Source organism: Limnohabitans sp. INBF003 (genome assembly GCF_055396645.1).
Genome location: NZ_AP029222.1, coordinates 1,344,697 through 1,369,931, shown reverse-complemented (window position 1 = coordinate 1,369,931; position 25,235 = coordinate 1,344,697). Strand labels below are relative to the sequence as shown.

At 56.8% G+C, this 25,235-nt stretch carries 7 protein-coding genes; all 7 read right to left on the bottom strand.

From position 1 onward, the window contains the following. Positions 1 to 32: 32 nt before the first annotated feature. Positions 33 to 9,752 (bottom strand): YDG domain-containing protein, encoded by a 9,720-nt coding sequence (locus ACZ5VE_RS06215; RefSeq protein WP_464457151.1) that lies wholly within the window; start codon positions 9,750 to 9,752, stop codon positions 33 to 35. Between the two features lie 357 nt (positions 9,753 to 10,109). Beyond that, the gene (locus tag ACZ5VE_RS06210) at positions 10,110 to 11,810 is read right to left on the bottom strand and encodes a ShlB/FhaC/HecB family hemolysin secretion/activation protein (RefSeq protein WP_464457150.1); all 1,701 of its coding nucleotides are present in this window, start codon (positions 11,808 to 11,810) and stop codon (positions 10,110 to 10,112) included. After that, positions 11,807 to 18,895 carry a two-partner secretion domain-containing protein gene (locus tag ACZ5VE_RS06205; protein ID WP_464457149.1) on the bottom strand — a complete coding sequence of 2,363 codons (7,089 nt, stop codon included), beginning with the start codon at positions 18,893 to 18,895 and terminating at the stop codon, positions 11,807 to 11,809. The genes ACZ5VE_RS06210 and ACZ5VE_RS06205 overlap by 4 nt, the downstream gene beginning before the upstream one ends. 147 nt (positions 18,896 to 19,042) lie before the next feature. After that, positions 19,043 to 21,349: a CHASE2 domain-containing protein gene (locus tag ACZ5VE_RS06200; protein ID WP_464457148.1), complete on the bottom strand. Its 2,307-nt coding sequence runs from the start codon at positions 21,347 to 21,349 to the stop codon at positions 19,043 to 19,045. Further along, positions 21,349 to 22,689 (bottom strand): FecR family protein, encoded by a 1,341-nt coding sequence (locus tag ACZ5VE_RS06195; protein ID WP_464457147.1) that lies wholly within the window; start codon positions 22,687 to 22,689, stop codon positions 21,349 to 21,351. The genes ACZ5VE_RS06200 and ACZ5VE_RS06195 overlap by 1 nt, the downstream gene beginning before the upstream one ends. Continuing rightward, the gene (locus ACZ5VE_RS06190; RefSeq protein ID WP_464457146.1) at positions 22,686 to 23,399 is read right to left on the bottom strand and encodes a response regulator transcription factor; all 714 of its coding nucleotides are present in this window, start codon (positions 23,397 to 23,399) and stop codon (positions 22,686 to 22,688) included. Before ACZ5VE_RS06190 ends, ACZ5VE_RS06195 begins: the two co-directional genes overlap by 4 nt. Positions 23,400 to 23,431: 32 nt before the next feature. Continuing rightward, positions 23,432 to 25,231 (bottom strand): peptidase domain-containing ABC transporter, encoded by a 1,800-nt coding sequence (locus ACZ5VE_RS06185; protein ID WP_464457145.1) that lies wholly within the window; start codon positions 25,229 to 25,231, stop codon positions 23,432 to 23,434. Positions 25,232 to 25,235 lie beyond the last annotated feature (4 nt).

Here is a 25,235-nt window from a genome sequence, read left to right as displayed (position 1 = left end):
CCCAGGCGCATTTAGCGCGCGCTTTAATGGCTTCAGCGTTGCACTGCGTCAGACAACACGGGGGCCAAGCCAGGCAGTTGCCGCTTGGCAACACCCGCAGGCACCAGGCAAATATCAACCCCCTCCAGCTTCGACTCTGTGCAATCACAATCATCAAGACTCAGGGTTGAGCACTTTTCTTGGCTCTCCAAAACTACAGCCGGCTTTAGCGTATCCAGCGTGGCAACCGAAGCAGCTGCCGCTCCCACACCCACTTTGCTACCCGGCTTATTTGATGCAGGAACCTGCGCCGACTGAACGGGATTGATAAGAACAGGCTTGAGGGTGCTGCTCGCCAAAATGTTGGCTCTCAGCACCTCATTGGGCAGCGCGTAATTGCCTGCCAGCCCACCGTTTGTGCCATTCAACAAGGTATAGCTCACATTGACAGCTTTGTTGCTCCCAGTGGCAGCCGTATCGAAACTTGCAGCAGCCACCGCCTGGAGCGTCTCCACCCCGACCAAGCCCACCAAGTTTCCCAAACTCACTGTGGCTTGTGTTGTGCCATCTTGGGTCTTGTCGGCCACGCGCGTCCCGGTCGTGCTGAGCAAACGCGGCGTGATGCGCGCGCTGCCCGTGAAGTTGTTTGAGGCTAAGCTGTAATTGCCCGCGTCCAAACCTGTCATCGACAAACCACTCACAGTCACAGCCTTATCGACCACATTGCCGCTGCCATCTCGTGCCACATTTTTGTCGCTGAACAAGGCGCTGCCAGCCTGAAACGCCACCACATCTCCCGACGCCACACCGGCCCCACTTAAGTCGCCAAGCGCTGCCTGCTGAGTGCCGTCGTAAACTTTGTCGGCCACCGCGCCCGAAGGTTGCAAGCTTTTTGGGGTCATGGTACTGGTCGAGTTGCCTTGCAAGGACAAGCTGTAATTTCCACCGCTGTTGCCATCGTTCACGGTCACCGAATTCAAGGCCAAGGCTTTGTCAGACAGCACATTGCCATTGAGCGCACGCGACACGTTTTTGTCCAAAAAAGCCAACTGCGCCGCGGTAACAAGGTCGCCAGATACCAACTGCGAGCTCAGCGCGTCCAGGTCTGCCTGGTTGGTGACGTAGCTGGTGGTGCCGTCGTATACCTTTGCAACACTGCCCGCTTGCAAGGTCACCACCTTGCTGACAATCTGGCCCGTGGTACCCGACAATGAATTGGCTACTGAATAGTTGGCCCGATCAGCGCCACTCAGCGACAAGCCAGTCAGGGTGAAACTCTGGGTTCCGGCATTTTTGTTGCCAAAACTGCCACCCATCGATGTCGCAAAAATGTCATCCCCGGCCATGGCATTGGTCAAGCCGACATTACGCCCAGCCAAAGCCGTGGTGCCGTCATAGGTCTTGCTCACGCCCGAGCCGTCAAGCGTCAAACTTTTGGCCTGCACAGTCAACACCCCACCATTGACCATGCGGCCATTGAAGTTGAGTGCAGCCGGGGGCGTTGTGACACTTGCGTCGTAATAGTAGTTACCAACATTGACATAACCACCTGTCGATAAGTGACCAGTGCTGTCAATCAAAGTTGAAAAAGTGACTGCCGTATTTGTCGCGTCCGTGGCCCGCCAGCGTCCATCGGGTAATCGGTCCACCGTGAGATCGACCAAGCTGCTGGCACAGTTCGAGGTCAAGCAATACTGTGCCGTGACCGTGCTGGCACTGGCGCCCGCATTGGCCGCCGTTAATACGCCATAGGTCTCGGTTTTACTTGCAATGCTGATCAGCAATTTGTCGGCTGGCACCACCGTCAAATTGCCGTTTTGAACTGTCACAATGTAGTTGCCATGTAACGCCGTGGGTGTTGCGCTCAAACCGAATGCATTGATGTGAGTTCCAGCAACCGGTGTTGTGGTACCCAACAAATAAGTTCGCGTTCCCGTCCCGGTTAATGCGCTGGCAGCCGTCTCGCCATTGACAAACCCGCTGTAACTCAAACCGTTGTCAACCGCTTGACTCGCATTCATCGTCACAAAGGCAGAGGAATTATTGACCTGCACAACCAAAGAGGCTGGCGTGATTGAGCCGGTCGTACTCATTGACCCCGTTGTCGTGAGGTTGTAGTTGCTCCAGGCGCCGGTGCCATCGGACTTGGTTAAGGCCGTAACATCTGAAACCGTGACGGTTTTGCCGGTGCCAGCGTTCTTGTCGCTGAAGATGCCTGCACCGTTGATCAGCAAGGTCTCGTTGTTGTAGATATTGCCAAAAGTTCCGCTGTCAATCGTTGCCGCATCGGTCCCGTCGTAGGTTTTAACGGACGACACGATGCTTGCCAAAGTAATGTCGCGTTTACCGATCACCAAGTTCGGTTGCGATGTCAGCGTGGTATTGAAGCCACTGGCACTTAAGTTGTAGGCGTAGGTTCCAACATTCACCCCCGGATCGCGGCTGCCAGTCAGACCGCCAATGACATCGGCTGATGCCACAGCAAAAGTATTGTTACCCCCGACACCCGCATAAGCGTTGGTCAGGATCGCTCCGCTTGTGGTGGTCAAGTTCGGGTCTGTATCGCCGAAGGCTTTGCTTGAGTTGGCCAGCGTCATGCTAAAGCCGGGCTTGGTTGTGCTGCGAAAAAAGACTTGGGTGCTGCTTGCACTACCACCTGAGGGAACCGACATGTCGTTCGCGTGGTTGGCATCAAACGCTTGGTTAAAACCAGTGTTCAAGGCTTGGCTTGTGCCTTGGTAGTACAAAGCTGCAAAGTCAGCGCTTAAGTAACTGAGAACGCCAGTAGCGTCAGCAGAGCCGGAGTAAACATAGGTTTTTCCTGGGGTCGAGACGTGGGTTTGAGTCAGTGCATTGTTGGCCACTGTCAAAATTTGACCGCCTGTTCCCGTACCCGCTGCGATCGAGGTGCCAGCTGCGACAACAATGTCGCCCGTTCCCACGTTGGTAATTTTTGGCGCCGTGACGTTGCCAGTCCCCGAAGTGCTGACCAGGACACCCGCATTGCCGTTTTGGGTGATGTTGAACACCGTGCCATCAATGGATGCGGTGTTAGCCGCGCTGCCGTTGCCAGCAATGACATGCACATAGCCAGTACCGTTGCTGGTGATGGTGTTGGTATGAACACCCGTATTCCAAGCTGGGTTACCTGCGTCTGTGGCGATGACACCGTTGACCGCAGTGAGCACCGTATTGCCACCCCCGTTGGTGACGGCAATGCCACGCAGGCCAATGCCTTGCTTGGTGCCATCCGTGGCGGTGCCTGTGATGCTGATGTCGCCTGTGCTGCTATTGGTCATGGTGATGCCATTGACCAAACCTACGCCTTGGCCTGCAGTCGATGAGCCCGCGATAGACATACCCGTGCCAGAGCTGAACGTGCCGATGTAGCTGTAAAAACCATTGCCCGTGCCAGCTGCTGTACCGGTAAGGTTGAGCTGTTCGGTGGCTACAAAGTTGGCCCAGTTACCGCCGCCGTAGTAGCCTAACAAACCCCCATTGGCCGCGGTGGCAGAGGCGGACATGTTGATGTTTTTGGCTGTTACTGTGGCGATTGATTTCACACCCGCATCAGGACTGATGGCATTAGCTGATGTGGCGCTTGAAGTGGTGCCGTCCAGCGTGACGGTACCGTTGCTGGCCGTGATGCTGCTGCCAATGTAAATGCCATTGCCTGTGTCAGTGGTGCCCGAGAGGGTGACATTGCCAGTACTGGCTGTGATGCCACTGACGCTATTGACGTTGCTCACATTCAAAGTGCCGTTGGTGGTGGATAAGTCAAGTTTGCCCACGTTGGCAGCGATGGAAACCCCATTCGCTTCGGTTACAAAGGCATCGCCCGCTGCGGTGAGTGCCATGTTGTTAACGCTACTTTGAATGCGCTGACCCACACTGCCGATGTCGCCAGTGGTAGCGGTCATGTAAAGGTTGGTAGCAGCCAAGCTGCCAGAGGTTTCGGTGATCGAGCCCGAAGCTGTGAGGTTAATGGTGTTGGAACCTGTGAGCGCAATGTTGCTAGTGAGCGCCAAGTCGCCCGTGATGTTGGCCGTCACATTGCCGTTGCCACTGATGGTTTTATCAATGGTGGTGGTGGCTATACGGTTGAATGCCAAGGTGGCGTTGTTAGACAACGTCACGGCGTTGGCCGTACCCAAGGTGCCGGTGGTGGTGGCATTGCCAATTTGCAAAGTGCCGCCGCTGACAGTGGTGGCACCGCTGTAGTTGTTGTTGGCAGTGAGTACGCCGGTGCCTGCACCAGAGTGTGAAAGAAAGCCTGCGCCACTGATGGTGCTGCCTACGATGGATGTGCCAGAGGCTTCGGTGAACAACAAGCTGGATGCGCTGTCCGCCAGAGACAAGGTGCTGCCCGCTGCGCCCAATGAGCCACCGGTGCCAATGGCCAAGGTTTTGCCTGCATTGACGGTGGTATCGCCCGCAAAAGCGTTGCTGTTGCCCGTCAAGGTCAAGGTTCCAGCACCCGCCTGAACCAGGCTGCCTGCGCCCGTGATGACGGAAGCGTTGCTATACGCTTCCGAGCGGTTAAAAGTCAATTTAGAACCCGCAGCAATGCTCACGTTGGTGGCATCGAGAATGGCAGTGGCAGATGCAGTGGCTGCGCTGCCATCGCCCACTTGCACATTGCCTGCGTTGATATTGAAGGTGGTGGCCCTGGCGCTGTCTTTGAACAGTAAATTGCCGCCGCCTGACATGTTGACCGTACCGGCATTGCCTCCAGCGCCAGAGCTGCCAAGGCCATAACCGCCTTGCGTATTTTGAGTGAATGCGAGGGCGGCAAAACCCCCCTCTAGCAGACCAGTGCCGCTGGTGGCAGCAGTTAAATTGAAGTTGACGTTGGCACCGTTAGCGTTCAAACCACCAGTAACCGTATTGGTTGCACCGCCGCTGGTAGTGAAGGTATTTGTAGTGCTGTTGGCGCCAATGGGGTTGCCCCCCAGATTCATGGTGCCACCACCACTGCCGCCAGTGAAGTTGAAGGCAGTGTTATTCCATCGACTGCTGCTGTTACCCGTGAGTGTGAAGCTTGATGTGTTTTCTACATTGACGCTCACGGGTGCCAGTGTGGCTAGTGTGGCGCCGGGAGACAGTGTGAGGCTGCTGCCGTCTTTCACTGTGTATGCGTTGGAGACGTTGGTGGCTACGGAGGGCGTCTGCAACCACGAGTCAAGCGTCAAAGCGCCGACGCCGGCTTTGGTGAAGTTGGCGGCGTTGATCGCGCCTGAATAGGTGCTGCTAATAGCTTGCGTAAATGTGACGCTGGCGTTTTTGTTGGTGCTGTCGCCAATGGTGCCAGCGCCAGAAATGTTGTTGTTGGTGGAAGTTAAATTGATGTTTGAACCTGTGCCTGTAGCGCCTGACACATTCATGTAGCCTGCGTGCGTGATGCCGTAGTTCGAACCAATGTTGATGGTGGCATTAGTTCCGCTGCTGGCAACGCCACCAGAACTTGTAATGGAAACGCCAGTGCTGGCGGCAGATGCCACATTGCCTTGAATATCAGTGTTGCCGTCTGTTGAAACACCGGCTTGAACAGACACCCCTGTTGATCCAGCCGTGCCAGACGAAACAGATCCTGTAATGGTGACAGCGCCTGCAGAGGTGGCGCCTGCGGCATTGTATATGCCGCCGCCTTGAATTAACACGCCGGTGCCTGCACCAGATGTGGTGGTGTTTTGTCCTGTGATGTTGACCGTTGCACCATTTCTCAGAGCAACGCCACCATTGTTAACGAAATACACAGCTGATTGATTAGAGGCGCTGGTGACACCAGACAAGGTGAGAGCACTGTTTTCATTGGCTGTGACAGCGCCATTGATGAACATCAACGATGTGGCGTTCGTGGACGTTCCTTTTAGGGTGACTGCACCATTAGTTGTGACTCCGCCATCAAATCGAGTGGCTCGGTCTCCTGTGCTTGTGCCGTCGCCCCAAAGGGTCAAGGTCGTGCCGGTGGCCGATGTCAGGTTCAGACCACCCCAAGCAAGCAGCGCATTGGTACCGCCAGCAGTGGTGATACCCTTGATTTGGCTGTCACCGCTGGTGCCTGTGGTTGTGACGCTATTGGTGCCGTTGAATACAACACCGTAGGCGCCATTGGTGGTTTTTCCTGTGGCTTGAATGTTGGCACCAGAAATAGTTCTGGCTGCAGCAAGGTTGAAACCTGTACCGCCAGTCGAGACACCAGACAGATTTAAGTTACCGGTGGCCGTGATGTTCCCGGCAATTGAAATGCCAGTGGCTGAGCCCGCAGTTCCAGCGCCGGCCGTGATAGCGCCCGTTCCAGAATTGATGGTGCCATTGGTGTTGTCAATCGAGATGTTGGCACCTGTGATGGCTGCGCTGGTGACAATGGTGGCCCCTGTCGATTGAATGTTGACATTGGCTGCGTTGCCCGTAATGGCACCGGAGATGTTGACTGCGTTATCCCTGTTGGCACCACTCAGATTCTTAGCATCTCCCATGAAGTTGATCGAACTGGTCGATGCATTGCCATTGATCGCGCCAGAAAAGTTAATGGCATTCCATCCGTTATTGCTAGATGCAGCTGCTGTGCCTTTGATGGTGAGCTTGTTGGTCACACCGGCCACAGTGGCCATGTTGATGGTGCCACCAAATGCAATGCCCTCAGAGCTTTTGCTGGAGCCATCCAAGGTGATGTCACCGCTGGCAGCAAGAGCAAAACCACCCTGTACCAAAATGCCGCGCTCATTGGTGTTGACACCTGCCGCCAAATTTGTGGCTTCACCTGCAAAGGTGAGTGATGTACCACTGGCTGCGTTGGTCGCGCTGTTCGCGATCATCATGAATGCGCCAAAACCATTGGTATTGCCAGATGCAGCGCTGATGCCCTTGACCACGCTCGCAGTGCTTGTGCCCGATGTGCCTGTGGTGTTGATGTTGCCGCCTTGCCAAACAAACCCTTGTGTTCCTGTATTGGTCGCACCTGTGGCATTGATGTAGTGGCCTGAAAGGGTGGCACCAGAGAGCAGCACGCCATTGCCTGTGCTGCTGTTGTTGCCATAAAGCGTGACATTTTTGCCGGAGACGGTGGTCGTCGCACCCGCAATGTTCACACCTTTCGCTGAGCCTGTTTGGTTGCCATAAATATTCAGGTTGTTGGCAGCTGTAACCGAGCCATTGATGCCAACACCATTTTGTTCGATCACACCTGCCCAGGTACTCGCGCCACCCGTACCCTTGGTGATCACGCCATTGGCATCGATTGTGCCGCCCGTGTTATCTATCGAGACATTGTTGCCCGAGACAGTGCCAGCCGCTGTATTTTGAATATTGGCACCCGAAGATCGGATGTACACATTGCCGGATGTTGAGGTGATGGGCGCGTTGATGTAAGCCGCCACTTGGTAGTTTTGCGGAACCGTACTATCTACTTTGATATTCCCGCTGTTGGACCGCAAACCGCCAGCCTCAATCGACACGCCCCGACTGAAACCATTGTCACTGTTGGTTGCTGCACCAGTCACTGTGATGCTGCCTGTACCCGTGGATCTGATGGCATTTGTGCCCCCAATCAGCACACCATGATTGCGAAGCACACCATTGCCACTGGCACCTGTTCCGGTGACGTCGATAGCCCCATCCACGGTTGAGATCGTGCCTGCACCGCTGGTGTTCACGCCCACGTTACCTCCGGAACCACCCGCACCCGCTGTTCCGCTGAGGCTGACCGTGCCTGAGCCTATGGCGGTCACACTGCCACTGATATCCAACCCGAAATCGTATTGCGCACCGACACCGCCAAAGCCAGTCACACTGACATTGCCACCTGTGGTGGCAACGGTACCGCCAATCAATGCGCCCCTGATAAATGAGAAGGTTGAGCTGGTCACGCCACGAGAATCACCGGTCATGCTGACAGCCCCCGTAGAACCGCCCGTGATCGTTCCACTCGCGAGCACTAAACCCTGTGACTGCGTATCGGTATTTTGATTTTTACCCGTGATCTGAATCGTGCCAGAGCCCGTCGTGGAGACAGCGCTACCGGCCATGTAAATACCAGCCACGTTTGAAAGACTCGCTTGGTAGTTCGTGACAGCCGTCTGTCCGTTCATCGCAATATTGCCGCCACCTGCGCTGATGGTGGCCGATTCAAGGTGAATGCCCCGCAGCGTGCTCGTCCCATCTGCGGTGGCAAAACCAGTGCCGTTGGGGGCAGTGCCGCCGCCCAAAGTAATGTTGCCGCCATTGCTGGTGATGCCTGAGCCACTGTTGAAGACAATGCCCCCGCCACTGATGCCATCCGAATCACTGTTGAAAACCACGTTGAGTTTTCCGGTATTGGATGTGATGGTTTTACTGGCCGCCACAGTGATGTTGCCATGCGCTTGCAGCGTCAAGGTGGCATCACCACCACCTGTTTTGGCGATGCTTTCATTGACAGCAATATGGCCGGCACTCGCGCCCGATGCGCTGGTCGCAATCGTGACCGAGGTGCCTGCCGTCAAACTGCCCGAGATGTCAGAGGCCAAAATCACCGAATCTGCGCCTGCGGTGTAGTTGCTTGCATAAGCCGTTCCACTGGCACCGCTTGCCGCAATCGTGATGTTGGTCGGGTCCAGCAACCAGTCTTTGGCCACCACACGCGTGCCATAAGTGGCCAGCCAATCGCCGGACGTCTCGACAAAGCCTTTGCTGCTTTCCAGCTTGGCCCCACTCACATTGGTGGCTGCAGCCAACACGCCTGTCTCTTCATCGCGACCAATGAAGATGTCCCCGCCCTTGCGTGCTTGCCCCTTGTCATCGGTGCCCGTGCTGTTGGCCGTGATACTGCCGTCCACCTTGATGGTTCCGCCATCGGCCAGCAGGTGCACCGCCCCGCCCTGCTCGCCGGTCGTGTCGATGCTGCCACTCTGAATCACATGCGCCGCCGCCCGGTTCAGGGCCAGCGCCTGCATGTACACCTGCCCGCCCTCCGACACGATGGTGCCGCTGTTTTTCACGCTGGCATTGATGTCGCCTGCCGTCAGCTCCAGCTTGATGCGGCCACTGCCGCTGACGGGCACTTTGATCGTTTCTGCCGCACCCAAAACCACACCGCCTTTAGGCACGATGATCTTGCCCTCATTGCTCACGCTCGCACCCAACAAGGCCACATAACCGCCGGGCGAGACTTCGATCGTGCCCTGGTTGACCACCCCGGCCGTGCTGCCGTTGCGCTCGTACACCATATTGCCCGCCATGAAGTTGGCGTCGGTGATGCCCAAGGTCGATGCCGTGAAACTGCCCGCATTCACGCTGCCGTCTTTGCCAAAGAGCACACCGTTGGGGTTGACCAAAATCACATGGCCATTGGCCTGCAGCTGGCCAAAGATTTGGCTCGGGCTTTGGCCCACCACGCGGTTGAGCAGCACCGCTTGCGCATTGGGTTGCACCACGTTCACTTTGGCACTGGCGCCAATGTCAAAGCTTTGCCAGTTGATGGCGGCACGCTGGGTGGCCTGGGTGATGTTGAGCTGGTTAGCGCTTTGGGCCAAGCTGGCCGCGCCATGCACCACGGTGCCGCCTGTGGGCAGCGCATTGGCAGCAGGCTGCGCCCAAGCCAAGCCCACAAACACCTGCGACAACACCAAGGCCCCAATGAAAACACCCGCCGAAGCCCAAACAGATGCATACGAAGCCGAACCACCAAAAGCCGATTCGCCCGACGACTTGCCCTGGCTGCAGGCGTGCTCACCCACCGCGACCAGGCAGCCCAAGCGTTCTGAGAAAACAGTTTTAAAGCAGTTTGCGTTCATTGGAAATCCGTCATCAACAAGCGCCGATCCAGTTCATGGCCAGCCTGAACGCCTTGAGATAAAGACAAATTTGTCAACTCAAAGCGTAAATGTTGATTTTACTGAAAAACCTACAATACTGCAAACTTTACTGTCAATTTGACTTTAAAATAAATCCTTAAATTCTGTTAATTTAATTTATTTGTTAAATTCATCAAATCCCAAAAGAGTGGGGTTGACGTGATACCCGCATTCGCGGGCATGACAATTAGGAAACGGGTGTAACCAATAAGAAAAGGGTGTAACAAATACGAAACGGGTGAGACAAAAACAAAAAAGCCCGGACTGGCCGGGCTGTTGGGATGGAGGCAAGCGCTGTCAGAACAAGTAAGACAAGGCTGCCGACAAGCGCCAAGGGTTGCGGGGGGATTCGGTGACTTGTTCGGGTGCTTCTGCCAATTTGTAGCCGCCAATGCCCTTGGCCAGAGTCAGGTTGTAGTACCAGCGGCCCACATTGCCCGACCACTGTGCGCCCAAGGCCTGCAGGCTGTAGCTGGTGTTGAAAGCACCTTCCACATGCACTTTGTTGGGCCGAATCACGCCCGCGTCATAAAACACGCCGACCATCTGCCTGCCCGGAAAGTGGCGGTTCAACTCCAGGGAGCCGCTGACACCCTGGTCGCCCACGCCGTCTGCGCCGGTATAGGCGCGCACGCCATACACACCGCCCAAAGACATGCGGTTGTAACCATCGAGCGTGCGGCTGGCGGCTTGGGCCTGCAAGCGGCCCACCCACTGCCAGTTGCCTTCGCGGTTCAGGTTGCGCTGCACGCGGGCCGACACGTTGATCTTGCCGTAGCCCCCGGTTTCCACGTTGGCCGCCTCCGATCCACCCAAACGCGTGTATTCACCAGCGGTCAGCGTCACCGCCAATTTAGAAGGCTCGCGGGCCACACGCTCGTTGTCCATCGACCAGGTCAAGCGCAGCTGGCTGTCTTCGACTCGGCTTGTCTCGGAGTTGTCCAAGGCCAAGCGGCCAATGGTTTGACGTCCGCCCAGCTCGGTCACGGTCTTGAAGACATAACTCTTGTGGCTGCCCCACATCTGCGTCAGACCCAGGCCCACCTCTTGCGACACCGACTTGGTGGCCGTGCTGCCGCCCAAAATGGTGTGGCTGTCTGAGCGGCTGCCATAGGCCTTCAGGCGTCCGGCAAAGGCCTCGACTGGCGCCTCGTATTCGGCGCGACCGTAGCGCACGCCTTCAGACAACTGCGTGGTCAGGTTCAACAGCGCGTTGGGCGTGAAGCCGCCCACCGAGACCGAGCCCATCATCTGCGGGCGGCCATAGGCTTTGAGGCCATAGTTGTTGAGCTGCACCACGCCATTGCTCACTTGGCCGGGGGTGGCAGGCAAAGCCGACACGTTGACCACCAGGTCCACCAGGCTCGGGCCTGCCGAGCGGATGGCCACTTCCAGGCTCACGGGCAAATCGAAGCTGGCCGCTTCCAGGCGCTGGTCCAGACCGTTCGGGTCCACAAAGCTGCCGGGGGCAAAGTCGGCCGCAAAACGGGTGGTGATCAGGGCCTCGTAACGCTTGGCCAGGTCTTCATCGGGCACATAAATGCGCACCGACTTGATCTTGGGGGCCACCAAAGTTACCACCAGCACCTCGCCGTCGGCGGCGTTTTCTGCGGGCTCGGCCTCGGTTTGGGCAAAGGCGTACAGGCCGCCCTCTTTGGCCTCGTCGTTGGCCCAGATCTTGAACTTGGCCAAGTCCTCGGCAGACACAGGCTTGCCGATGGCGTCTTGCCAATAGAGCTTGAAGGCTGGGGCCAAAGTGTCAAAACCGCGCACCTCCACCCGGGCCAGCTTGGCCAAGGGCTTGAGGTCGGCATCGTCGTCCAGCTCGGCTGCGGTGGGCTTGTCGGCTGGCTTGGCGGGCACTTGCAGGCTCTCGATGTTGCGCAGCAACGTGCCGGGGTTCACGCCCGGGGCCTGGCTTTGCTGCGCCCACACCGGCAACGCCCCCAGGGCCAACAAGGTCGCCAAGCTGATGTCACGGATCACAAACTTCTTCATTTTTCTTCCTTGGTGGCAGCCACGCTCTTGGGCGCAAAGCAGATCTCGATGCTCGGGATCACGCTGGGCTGACATTCGCAATTTTCTGGGAACACGTCAGAACACACTTCGCGGCTCTCGGTCACGGCCTTGTCGTCCAGCACACCGGTCGCAGCGCCTACACCGCCAAAACCAGAGACTGTCCTCACGCGGCTGACAGAGCCCGTATTATTGTTCACTGGCGCAATGGGGGTCACGGGGTTGACGGCGGCCAAGATAGTGCCAGTCATACGCGTATCGGGATTGCCAGGCTTGCCCAAGGCCAAGATGTAATTGCTGGCTAAACCGCCGTTGGCACCGTTTTGCAAGGTGTAGAAGGCATTGACCGCCTTGTTGTTGCCAGCATTGGCGTCACTGAACGTGCCGGTGGCCGCCACACCCAAGGTTTCATTGCCCACCAAATTGCTCAACGCGCCAGGGGTCACCGCGGCGGCGGTGGTGCCGTCGGCTGTTTTGGTGGCGACGGAGCCGGGGGCGATGGTCAACTGACGTTGATCGACCTTGTAGTCGCCTTTGACGTTGGTGAAGGAGTAGTTAGCGGCGTCAGCGCCGGTCACATCTTTCACGGACTGAATGCCTACATATGTGCCCGCATTGAGGTTACCGCTCCCGCTGGTGTTACCTGCTGTGGCAATGTTCACACTGGCGGGGTTGACCACATCACTACCGACCTTGTTGGTGAAACTGGCTGTACCGGCAACCAAAGAATCGCCATAAGTGCTATTGCCTTGGCTAATGGAGCCCGTCAGAGCCAACTTAGCAACAACCACTTGCGCCTTATTAGCGTCAAGCGATGCGTCGTACTTGCCGCTGGTCAGTGCTCCGTAATTGTGTGTTGCAGCAGTCAAATGATCAGATCTACTGTACACAGGACTGCTAAGCGCACCGGTCAAATCGCTGATCAGTGCTGCTTTGGAGATTTTGAAAGTATTTTTGCCATTGGTGCCGCCAGATGCACGCGTGATGATTTCGCCAAAATTAACTTGCTTTAGCTTGGCCTGCATTTGAGCAAACAAAGCGGCTTTGTCAGCTATAGAACTGGTGGTGTTTGCATCAGCGTAAGTTTTATCCAGTGCGGCACCGGTGATAGAGCTCGTGTCTAAGGTGATTTTTTCCCGGAACATGACCTGCGCCTTGGCTCCGTCTGTAATGGTTTGACCGGGGGTGTACTTCACATAAGAGTCTGCATTTTGAGCGAGTGAAGTTGTAGTCCCTGTATCACCCGACAAACGCAAATCAGAGAACCCGTTGTCCAGATTACTCAGCAAGCCTGCGCCAGAGGCACTGCCTGTGTAGACGTAAGTATTGCCATTGACATTATTTACAGCCATCCCGGCGGTTGTTTGCACATCGCCACCGGCCCCGTCACCCGCGCGCTTTGACACACCCGCACCCAACACCACATCGCCCGCAGTGGCATTGCTGATGCCTTGGTTGATGTTCAAGTCGTCAGCTTGAGCGGTGAGTACAACACCTGTGGCGGCGCTGATGCCGCTGATGACGGTTGTACCGTCGATCAGTGTGGAACTGCCCACGGTCAAGGCACCTGTGGTGGCGTCGATGTTGACGCTGCCTTTGGTGGATTTGGCCGCTACGGTGACGGCGTTGGTTTCGGTGACATATTGGTCACCAGCGGATTCCATCGAAAAGGTGGCGACTTCGGTTTTGATGCGGCTTGCGGATGTACCGATGCTGCCACCGGCTTTGATGCGCAGCAGCGATGTGGCGGCTGCTATGGCGTTGCCGTCACGCAGCACGGATCCTGCGGCGTTCAGGTTCACATTGGCACCGGTGACGTTTTGCTTCAGGGTCAGATTGCCTAGCGTACTGCCCGCTGTAGTCGTGATCGACACATTGCCCGCAGCTGTCAGGCCGTTGGTATTTACAGTGCCAATCTCCAGATCACCTTTGTTGGTGAGCGACACAGTGCCGGTGTTGCCAGCGAGTTTCTGAACCGTGTTGTTGGCGTTGTTCAGGGTGTAATTGCCGCCTGTGCCCAGCAATTCCAGACCTGTCGCGCTGATGGCTTGGGTTTGCGTGACCACGCCAGTCGAACTCAAGGTGGTGTTGCCCGAGGTGGTCAGGCCCACCGTGTTCACGGTGTCAATGGCAAAGGCTGCGTTGTTGGTCAGGCTGACCGTCTTGGTGTTGCCTGCAAGTTTCTTGATGTCGTTGCCTGTGTTGGCCAGCGTGTGCGTCGCATTAGCACCCAACAGTTCCAGCCCTGCGGCTTTGATAACACCTACTGCATTTTGAGAGATTGCGCTAGCTGCACCTGCACCATTGAGCGTCAGGTTTTTCGTTGCCGCCGCATCACCCACAGTCAACGCCGCATTGACCGCGATGTTTCCGCCTGTTTGCAGGGTGACGTTGCCGGTGGTGGCGTTGGTGGTGGTGGCGGCAGACACGGTGATGCCGCCTGTATTGCTGGCGTCACCAATGACCAGGTTGCCTGCGGTGATGCGGTTGAGTTCGGCATTTGTTAAGCCGAGGGTACGTGAGCCTGGGGTTGCAGAACCTGCGTCACCAGCACCGATGTCGATCTTGGCGGCAGGCGAATCTGTTTTGATGGAGATAGTGCCGGTGGGTGTGGCTGATCCACTCATTGTCGCCGAAATGAACGCCCCTGCTGTATCAATACTCAGCGTATCAGTCTTGAGGTTCACCTCAGTTTTGGCACTCAATACGGCAGTAGATAAGAGCTGCAAGGCGTTGGCAGTTGTACCAAGTGTCGATGTGGTGATGTCGATTTTTCCGTTGGTAGCGGTGACTGCTTTGTTGAGTGAAGCAACTGCTGCTCCATTGGAGGCGTTGGTGTTGTTCCCGACTATGGATACGTTGTTGTACGCAGTAATCACACCTTGCAAGCTCAGCGCTGAAGCTGTCTGGGGTAAAGGTGAAATGGGTGCACCTGTGCTGGTGCCGACAATAGTTACGTTTCCGTTATTACTATCCAAACTATTTGCCGTGATGGTGCCATAGGTAATCACGCCATTTGAATTGAGTGAAGTGCCGTCAATCGTGACATTCTTGCCGCTGATGGTTGTCGCGCCACTTGTGTAAAGACCACTTTGCGTGGCGCCATTGTTGACGGCAGCAATATTGACGTTTTCGGATGCAGCGATGGCAAGGCCTGCACTTGAATTGAAAGTGATGGCCCCGCCTGATGCATACGTGGATGTACCAGAGCCTTTGCCGATGACGCCAGTTGAAGAGATGCTGCCACCGTTGGCAATCGATGCGCCTTGTGTGCCGCCTGAGCCGGTCCAGGTTGTGCCTGCACCGATCGCCATTCCAGCACCCGTGTTGTCAATGGTGATGTTTTTGCCGCTGATGTCGGTCGAAGAGGTGTAGGGCGCTGTCGTTACACCCGAAGTAGCCAATCCATTGCTGAAGTTGATGGCGCCTTGGTTGGCCTGAATCAGCACGTTGCCACCGGTCGATTTGAAGGATGCGTTACCGGATTGCGCAAATGCACTTGAGGAGAAGCTAATCGCATTAACCGCCGCATTTTGTGTTTCAGCCTGAATCACAATGTCGCCAATTGCCGTCACTTGCAACCCTAATGTGCCCGAGATTGCGGCCGATGCATTTCCCGTTCCGCTGGCTGCTCGGTTGTTACCTCGCAAGGTGAATTTGCCGCCCGCGTCCATCATGGGGGCTTGACCTGACTGATTTTGTGCAACTGTATTCACACCAGAACCACCGCCATAGCCGGTCACAGTTCCAATAATGCTGATGTCTTTCTTAGCAGTTAATTGTGCGGCCAGCATTGGACGGTTAAATTCGACGCCATTGCCGCTTTGTCCATTCAACGTATCAACCGTTCCTGCAATATTCAAACTTCCGTTTGAACTGCTAATAATTCCACCATCCCATATCCGAACTCCAGTTATTCCTGATTGACCTGCAGATGATTTACCTGCTGTTCCAATCAGATTAATGTCTCCCACGGCGCTAATTTTTGCGCCAGTACGGGAGGTATTCTGTCCAACACTGACAGCATCACTGGTACCCGATGTCCCGGTAATATTGACAGCACCACTAGTCGCGGTCACAGTGGCTGCACCGCCAATGCCCACACCCCAGTGATTCACAGATTCACCAGTGATATTGACACTAGCACCCTTGACAGCGCTGGCGATGTTGACGCCCTGAGAGCCGCTGTTCGTGGTTTTTTTGCCCGTGATGCTGAGCGCACCGCCTGCATTGACAGCTCCACCGGTGACAACACCGACCCAATTTTTACTGGTGCCATTGAGTGTGATGGCACCTGTGGCATTCAACGCCCCAGTGGACTGCTGAATTCCGAATGAATTGTCGGATGCGCCCGTGATTGAAATATTTTGTGCTGTGATGGCGGCTGAGGATTTCAAGTCGACACCGACGCCATTGGACGTACTTCCTGTGCCTGAGGTTTTATTGACCCCCAATATGTTCACATTCGATGTGGCCGTGAGCGCCCCACCCAATGAAATACCTTCAGTGCCGGTACTAGAACCTGAGCCTTGAATAATGGCACCAGTGGTGGCATCAATAGTGCCAGCTGTGTTGTCCAAAATGATGTTGGTGCCTGCCATGGCAGCCGATGTGGTCATCTTGCCATTTGTGGTTTTCAAATAAATGTTGCCACCACCAGACAAGTTAATGGTTTTGCTGACCGTCAAATCACCACCGGTGATGTGGGCGGTGACATTACCCTCACCAGAAATCGCATTGCTAATGGTGGTGGTCACGTTTCGCAGGTAGCTGAGGTTGGCACCATTGGCCAAGGTCACATTACCTGTGCCCAGCGTGCCTGCGTTGCCGCCACCACCGATTTGCAAAGTACCGCCGTTGACAGTGGTGTTACCCGTGAAGATGCTGTTGTTAGTTAAGCTTTGTGTGTAGCTTCCAGTTTTAACCAGTCCACTGCCGCCTGTTGAACTGAGCGTGCCTGCGAAAGTAGCTGTACCAGTAGTTGTGTTGCCCACACCCATGGTAAAACTGCCAAGACTGTTCCACCCCGTAGAAACAGAACCATTACCTGTCAGAACATTAACGCGAACATCGCTCTCAGCCCCTACAAAGCTGGCATTCGCAGCAACGTTCAAGCTGGACATGTTGTTTGTCCACACTTCCCCTTTGTTATTACCACCGACGAAGGTTCCGTTTTTTACATCAATCAGACTGCCACTAGACATTTCAAACGTGCCGCTGCCCACCCCCCATTGCAATGTTCCTGCCCCTTCTTTCTGCAAGGTGCCCCCGCCCCTGTAAATGCTGGATACGCTGTCAAAGGTAGTTCCCGTCGCTACGTTGTAAGACAGAGTGGCGCCCGTTGCCGTTTCAAAGCCAACAGCGGAGCTGCCCGAAGCAAGCGCAACAGATCCGTTGGTTGTGCCATTGCCAATCTCCCATGTTCCTTCTGTGACTTTCATCGTAGGTGTTCTCAAGGTGCCCATCTGACGAATCAGTCCTGCGCCCGCTTTGGTCACCTGCGCCGCAGTGATAGCGCCAGACAAGATGCCAAAGTTAGTGGTGTCGCCACTTGTGAGGGTGATGTTGCCGCCGTTGGCAGACAAGTTGCCTGAGCCACTGATGGTTTTACCGGCGGTCAGGTTGATGTTCAGTTGACCTGCGGTTGAGGTGATGTTGTTGCCTAGTTCGATCGAATCATCTGCGATCAGATTCAGGGTTGCATTGCCTGCTGTTGATTTGGTGATGGCGTCAGTCACTTTGATGTTGCCTGTACTGCCACTTGCACTGGCTCCAGTGACAGCCGTCACACCTGCACCCGCCGTCGTATTGACAGTGACAGTAGTGCCACTGGTCAACGCACCAGAAAGCGTTGAAGCTGAAATGGTCGAATAACCTGCAGTCGCTGTGCCATTGGTGATCTCGATGTTGTCAGGGTCGAGCAACCAGTTCGCAGCCTTGACTTGTGCGCCATCGATCTTCAGGTCATGGCCCGACGTCTCCACAAATCCGCTCTTGCTTTCCAGCAGGGCCCCGCTCACATCCGTACTCTTGGCCAACACGCCTGTCACTTCATCGCGCCCAATGACGATGTCGCCGCCTTTGTTGCCTGCCACCGTGCTGTTGGCGGTGATGCTACCGTCCACCTTGATGCTGCCCCCATCGGCCAGCACATGCACATCCCCCCCCTTTTCGCCTGTGGTGTCGATGCTGCCGCTTTGCAGGATTTGCGCCGCCGCCCGGTTCAGGGCCAAGGCTTGCATGTAGACCTGGCCGCCTTCGGTGACGATGCTGCCGCTGTTGCTCACGCTGGCGTTGATGGCGGCGGGGGTCAGTTCCAGTTTGATGCGGCCTGTGCCGCTCACGGGCACTTTGATGGTTTCGCCTGCGCCCATCACCACGCTGCCGCCTTTGGTCGTGATGCTGCCTTCGTTGCTGACAGTGGCGCCCAGCAGGGCCACGTAGCCGCCGGGCGCTGCGGTGATGTTGCCTTGGTTGACGATGCCGGCTGTGCTGCCGTTGCGCTCGTACACCATGTTGCCGGCCATGAAGTTGGCGTCAGAGATGTTGAGGGTGGATGCGGTGAAGCCGCCTGCATTGACGCTGCCGTCTTTGCCAAACATCACGCCGTTGGGGTTGACCAAAATCACATGGCCATTGGCTTGCATGTGGCCAAAGATTTGGCTGGGGGTGTTGCCCACCACGCGGTTGAGCAAGACCGACTGGGCGTTGGGTTGGTATACCTGCACACGGGCTTGGCTGCCAATGTCAAAGCTTTGCCAGTTGATGGCGGCACGCTGGGTGGACTGTGTGATGTTGAGCTGGTTGGCGCTTTGCGCCATACTGGCCGCGCCCTGCACCACGGTGCCGCTGGTGGGCAGTGCGTTGTTGGCCGGGGCAGCCCAAGCCAGGCTGACAAATGCAAACCCGGCAGTCAGTGCGGCGATGTAGCCCAGCGTGGCCGATGCGCCTGCACCGCCGCCAGAGCCTGCACCGTTGGCCTTGCCCTGGCTGGTGGCGTGTTCGCCAACAGCCACCAAGGTGCCCAGGCGTTTGGAAAATACGGTTTTGTAACTGCGTGCGTTCATCTGAGACCCCAAGTATTCAAACAAAAGACCTAATGAGGTCTTTTCATGGGGGTGATTGTCAGAATTACCGCCTAACCTGGGTCTTAATAAACCATAAATACTAATATAAATATATTTAATTGTCAATACAAAGTATTCACAATTTGATCAGTATGGCTTTGAAATCGGTATTTGCAGTCGAACTTGTGCTATTGCACCCGGCTCGGTAGGCAAGTCAAAGTGAATGTGGCCTTGGTGCTTGCGCACCACGGTTTTGACAAACGACAGGCCCAAGCCGAAGCCTTGAGAGGCCATGTGGCGTGGTTGGGCCGGATCAGCCGGATCGCCCACGGTGTTGGTGATGACGATGTGGACCATTTGACCGTTTGTCTGCCTTTGCGGCGTTAGCCCGGTCGCGGCAGGGTTGGCATCATGGCTCAACCCGATGTGGATTTCTGACTGGCGCTGTCCGTAGCGGACCGCATTGACCAGCAAATTCACCAACATGCGGGTGAGCAAACGTTGGTCCGCCATGACAAATTGGGGTTCGTCGTCAAAGTCTTGCACCAAGCGCATCTGGCGGCCGTGCGCCAGGTCTTTGACTTGGTAGATGGCTTCATCGACCACGCTGTCCACCAGGGTTTCGACCAGTTGGTATTCATGCGCTTGGGCTTTGATGGAGAAGATGAAGTCATCCATCATGTTGAGCAAGGTGTCGGCGTGGCGGTAGATGTTGGCTGCGGTTTCTTGACTGGGGGCTGTGCCAGCGCTGCTTTGGCGACTGAGCGAGATGATGGAGGCAATGGGGGTGCGCATGTCGTGCGAGAGCAGTTGCAGCGTTTGTTCGCGTTGCGCCTGGAACTGGCGCATTTGCGTGATGTCGGTCAGCGCAAAAATCCACAGCCCGCTGTCTTCGGTTTGCGGCAATTGCGCCACTCTGAAGATGTAATAACGGATGGTGCCGTTGGTGTCGATGCCGCTGACGTAGTGGTCTTTGCCCGTCAATTGCTCGAGGTTTTGGGTCTTGTGCATGCCCAAATAAAACATGAGCGGCAACAGGGGCTGGCCGATTTGCAGCAAGCCAGCGGGAATGTCCTCGTGCATGCGGGGGCTGACCAGCACAATGCGCTGCTCGGCATCGGCCACAAGCATGGCGGTGGGGATTTCGCCCACGATGCGGTTCAAAAACTCCACCCGCTCACTGGCCACGCCAATGGCCCGGTCGAGCAGGCGCGAGTATTGCAACACCGTGTCGCTGGCAAAGTGGCGCAGCTTGAGCCCGCCTTTGACCAGATTTTTGCGCTGGCGTTGGACTTTTTCGAGCTTGGCGGCACGGTCACCCATGAAGCGCACAATCATTTCGGTACGACGCCACGCCCAGGCGGGTTTGACCAAGGCAATGGCCAGGATGCACAGGCCAGGGTCAAACCAGACGTCGGCCGCCAACAACAGCACAAAGCTGACGGCCAAAGCCGACAAGGCAGAGACGAGGGTGACCACAAATTCGGCCAACGGGCTGAGCACCATCAGCGCGATCAAGACCGACATCAAGGCCCACGAGCTGAGCGCCAGTTGCACCCACAAAGACACCGGGCTAATCAGGTTGCCGCGCAAGATGTCGTTGAGCAAGTTGGCGTGCAACATGACGCCGGGCGTGCCCGAGCCTTGGCGACCCGAATAAATGGTGGGAAAGTGGTCGCCCAGGCTGGGGGCGATGGAGCCGATCAGGACATATTTGTCTTTGAGGACCGCCATGGGGAAGCCCTCTGACAAGGCATCGGCCAACGAGACAATCGGAAACCCGATCTCCGGGTCCACCAGGTTAAACCGCCTGTAGCCCCCGTGTGACTGGTAGTTTTGTGCGGGTTGGCCCGACACGGCCAGGGCCAAATGCGGCAACTGGCCCTCTTGCAAGTAGGCACCACGCGAGAACCCGTCGCTTTCAAAGGTGACGTTGATGTGCGCCAGGCCTTGGGCTGCGTCGATCAAGGCGGCCTGGGGCTTGTGAACAACAAAAGGTGCCACCGCATTGAGACGGGGCTGCTCGACCGCCAAATAGGCGTTGTGCCTGCGCATTTGGTGGGCCAGATCGGCATCGGCAGGGCTGGGGTCTGGAAACAAGATATCAAAACCAATGGCTTTGGGCGCGTTGCCCGTGTCGGCCATTTTCTGGAGCAAATCGGCATAGACCTTGCGCTTGAGTGGCCAGCCGCCCAGTTCGTCCAGGCTGGCATCGTCGATGCCGATGATGACGATGTCGTTGGAGGGCAATGGGGCACGCCAGCGGTGAAACTGGTCATAAATGACGTGCCCGGGGGCGGTGCCCCACTGCATGACGGTAAAAAACCCCAAGGTCGCGAGCGCCAACACGGCCACCACCACCCATTCGAGGTAAAAGCGCTGTTCGTCTCGGGTGTGCAATTTCTGGCGCAACAAAGGCCAGAATTGAGCCAAAGCCGCCAGGGTGGATTTCATCAATCGGTGCCGGGGATGGCCACCAGCTCAAATTGGCCGTTGATGCCGGCTTTCATGGTGGCAGAGACTTCGTGTTGAATGCGCCATCGGTACACACCCGACGGCAATCCTCGAAAAACCAGCAGGTTGTTGTCCGCAGCCTGAACCGGGCCATTGAGCAATTCAAACACCTGGCCCTGCGGCTCCACTTTTTGAAACAACAGGTGCGGGTTGATGAGCCCAGTCATGTTGAAGGGCACATTGCAACGCCAATGCTCTTGTCGTTTGTAGCCCTTGCAGACGGCGTAATCGGTGGATTGCCCCATAAGGCCCGTGGCCGAGACCGAAGCCCATTGGTAAAACACGGGCTTGGTGCCCAGGTCGGCCGCCAGCACTTGGGCCTGGGTGGGGCGGGCTTCTGACACCAGGGCGCTGAAGTTGGCGTCGTCGGCTGTCACCAGCATGAAGCGCTCGGCTTGCGGTACGGCTTCAAACTTGAGCAGCCAGTCTTTGCCGCCCGCTTGGGCTTCTACGCTGGCGTAGCGCGGGGGCGACAAGAGTTTTTCCACATCCAGCGACTGGCCGTTGCCCATGACGGCCACGCCGTGCCCGGTTTCAGCCCGCTTTTCTGACTTTTCCTGGCCGCCACGTGCACCGACAGCGCCTACTTTGACTTCGACCTGGCTGGTGCGCTGCTTGGCATCAAAACCCACCCGGAACTCGGTGCCCCGCACGCCCGCCACCGAGGTGGGCGTGAGCACTTGAAACGGTGCGTCGTTGCTGAGCCGTTTGCGGGGCACATCGATTTCCATGCGCCCGTCCAGCAGCTCGACCTTGACCTCGGGCGAAGATTCAAACGCGTTGCGGCGCAGGGTTTTGAGCTGAATGACCGCGCCCGACATCAGGCGCAAGGTGGACTCGTCTTCGAGCGTGAGGGCAAACTGGCAACCTGCCGGGATGCGCAAAACAGCGCCCTCGGTCAAAACAGTGCCTGTTTTGATCGGCGCAGAACCACTGCCATCAATCTGAACCACGGTTTTGCAATTGAGCCGCGTGACGGTGGCGGTTGACGGGGTGTGCTTGAGCAAATTGCGTGGAATGTTGATCTTTTGCCCCACCGAAATCCGGTTGACGTTGGCCAAGCGGTTGGCTTGAATCAACAGCTTCAGAGCATCAGGCCCCTGCAAATGGCGCCCGACCAAGCCCAACAGCGTGTCGCCGGATTGCATTTGATAAACTAGGTAGTCTGCATCAGGAGCCGCCTGTGCAGACACCTGGGAGATGCCGCCCCAAGACAGCGCGATGGCCAACGCCACTGCACGCCATGCGGCCAACGGATGGGCCTGTTTCAAATGGGTCATAAGACATCACTTTCGGGTTGCGCCATTTTCATGAGCCGATAACCAAACCCGTGCACAACGACCAACCGCACTTTGCCGGCATTGGCGCCAATGTTCAATTTGCGGCGGATCCAGGAGATGTGCACATCCAGTGTGCGTGAGAGTGCATCTTCTTCACGGCCCCAGATCTCTTTCATGATCCGGTTGCGTGCAATCGGGCGGTCCGGGTTTTCAAACATCAAGCGACTGAGTTCGTATTCTTTCTCGGTCAGGACAACGGGCTCCCCATCCACTTTGACAATACGCTCAACGTGATCAAAGACATAACCGGGCATCAGCTCGCCCCCTTGACTCAAGGGCGCTGGCGGTGCCATGCGGCGCTGCAGTGCGGCCAATCGGGCCATGAACTCGAAGGTGCGAATCGGTTTTGCACAATAGTCATCTGCACCGGCATCCAGTGCCTGGACGATTTGGTCTTCTGCGTTGTTGCTGGTCAAAAACACAACGGGCGTTGTGAGCTTGAGCACTTCGCGCAAATGTTTCAGCACCTCAAGCCCGTTAGGGCCTGGCACATGCCAGTCGAGCACAAACAGGTCAAACGTGTCCTTGAGCAAGCCGCGCATGATGAGATGCCCGTCTACAAAATGGGACACCGTATGCCCGGCCTCTGTCAGCAGCGCCTCAACTTCATGGGCCAGTGTGGTTTCGTCTTCAAGCAGAGCGATGTGCATAAACAGTATTCAAAAACAATCACTGATTTTAATCAGGCCACAAGCAAGTTGGCCGTGGGGCCATCGGCCAGCAATTTACCTTGCTCCAGCACAACCAGGCGCTGGGTGATGGCCAGCACAGCGGCGCTGTGGGTGACCACGATCAGGGTCACATCGGTCAGGGCAGCCAGGCGCTCGACAATGGTTTTTTCGGTTTCGGTGTCCAGCCCCGTGGTGGGTTCGTCCAGCAGCAGCAGGCGCGGCCGTGTGGCCAATGCGCGGGCCAAAGCCACTTTTTGGCGCTGCCCCCCAGAGAGGTTGGCACCGTATTCTTCCACCGGCAAATCCAGTCGCAGAGCCCCTGACGCCAGATCGATGTCCAGCGCCGACACGTACACGGCATGGGCCAAAGCATCCATGCGTTGCTGGGGGGTGGCATCTTCGGGCAGATTGAGCAGGATGTTCGATTCGAGCGTGCCCGCCATGAGCGCGGCCTCTTGCGACTTGAAAGCCAGCCAGGTCACGCGGTCTTGCGCGGCAATGCTGTGCAGCGTGGCGTGGTCGACCCGCACTTCACCCTGCATGGGCTGAATGGCCCCCGCCAGGATGCGCAGCAAAGTGGATTTACCCGAGCCAGGACGCCCCAACAGGCCCACACGCTCACCGGGCTGGATGGTCAGGTTGAGTTCACGCAAGGCGGTTTGGCCGTTGGCATAGCGGTGCACCAACTGGTGCGTGGCGATGTGGCCGCGCACGGTGCCGACGGGCCGACGCAGACTGTCGATGACGTCGCCGGTTTGCATGGCAACGCTTGAGCTGCCTGAGTGAGTGGTCGAGGGGGTGGTCGCGTGGGCGGCCAAGGCCAGTGCATCGCCCTGCCCTGGCTCAGCATGCAAATAAGGCGCGAGCTGGGTAATGGACTGACGCAGCTCAGTCCAGCGGCCCAGGGCCAGCAAAACCTGACCCACAGTGGCCAACGTGCGCCCGCTGAGCATGGACACGGCGATCAATGCCCCCACGGTGATGTGCTGACCAAAGATCAGGTACGAGCCCACCACCAGCAAGCTGACGTAGCTCAGCAGACTCACGACCATTTGCCAGTGGCTTTGCAAGACCAGCGACAGGCGCAAGCTGCTGGACGATTCTGAATATTGCTGTGCGGAGGATGCAAACCGACGCTGCATGCGACTGCCCGCATGGCTGGTGCGCAGAGTGTCCAGAGATGACAAGGTGTCGGTCAACAACGCCAGCTTGGTGGCCTGTTGCGCGTTGGCGGTACGGGTGTGCAGCTGAGTGCGGTCTTTGAGCCACTGGCCCACCAGCGCATACAAGCCAACCCAAACCAGCACCACCAACAACAACGGCCAGGCGATCAAACCAATGGCCGCCAGAATGACCACCAAAAAAGGCACATCGGCCATGGCCAGCAGGTATTGCGACGAGAAGAAGTCTCGCGCCGAGGCCAGATCGCGGTAAAGCGTGAGAAACCGCGCCGCCATGCCCGGCTGCGCCCCGCTGCGGGCCGAAGGCTGCAGCAAAGCGGCAAACAGGCGCTGGTCAATCAACTGGTCCACCGCCATCGCCACGCGCTCGATGTCGCGCACACGCAAGGTACGCAAACACAGCTCAATGGCCAAGTACAAGACCACGCCAATGGCCAAAGCCCAAAGCGTCTCGAACACACCGTTGTGCACCACCTTGTCGTAAACCAGCATGCCAAACAACGAAGGCACAAACACGCCCAGGTTGATGAAAAAGCTAGACAACGTGAGCCAACCCAGGCGGCCTCGCAAGACAAAGCCCAGCCAGGATTTGAGGCTGGAGAGGTCGGGGGGAATAGTTGACTTTTTCATTGGA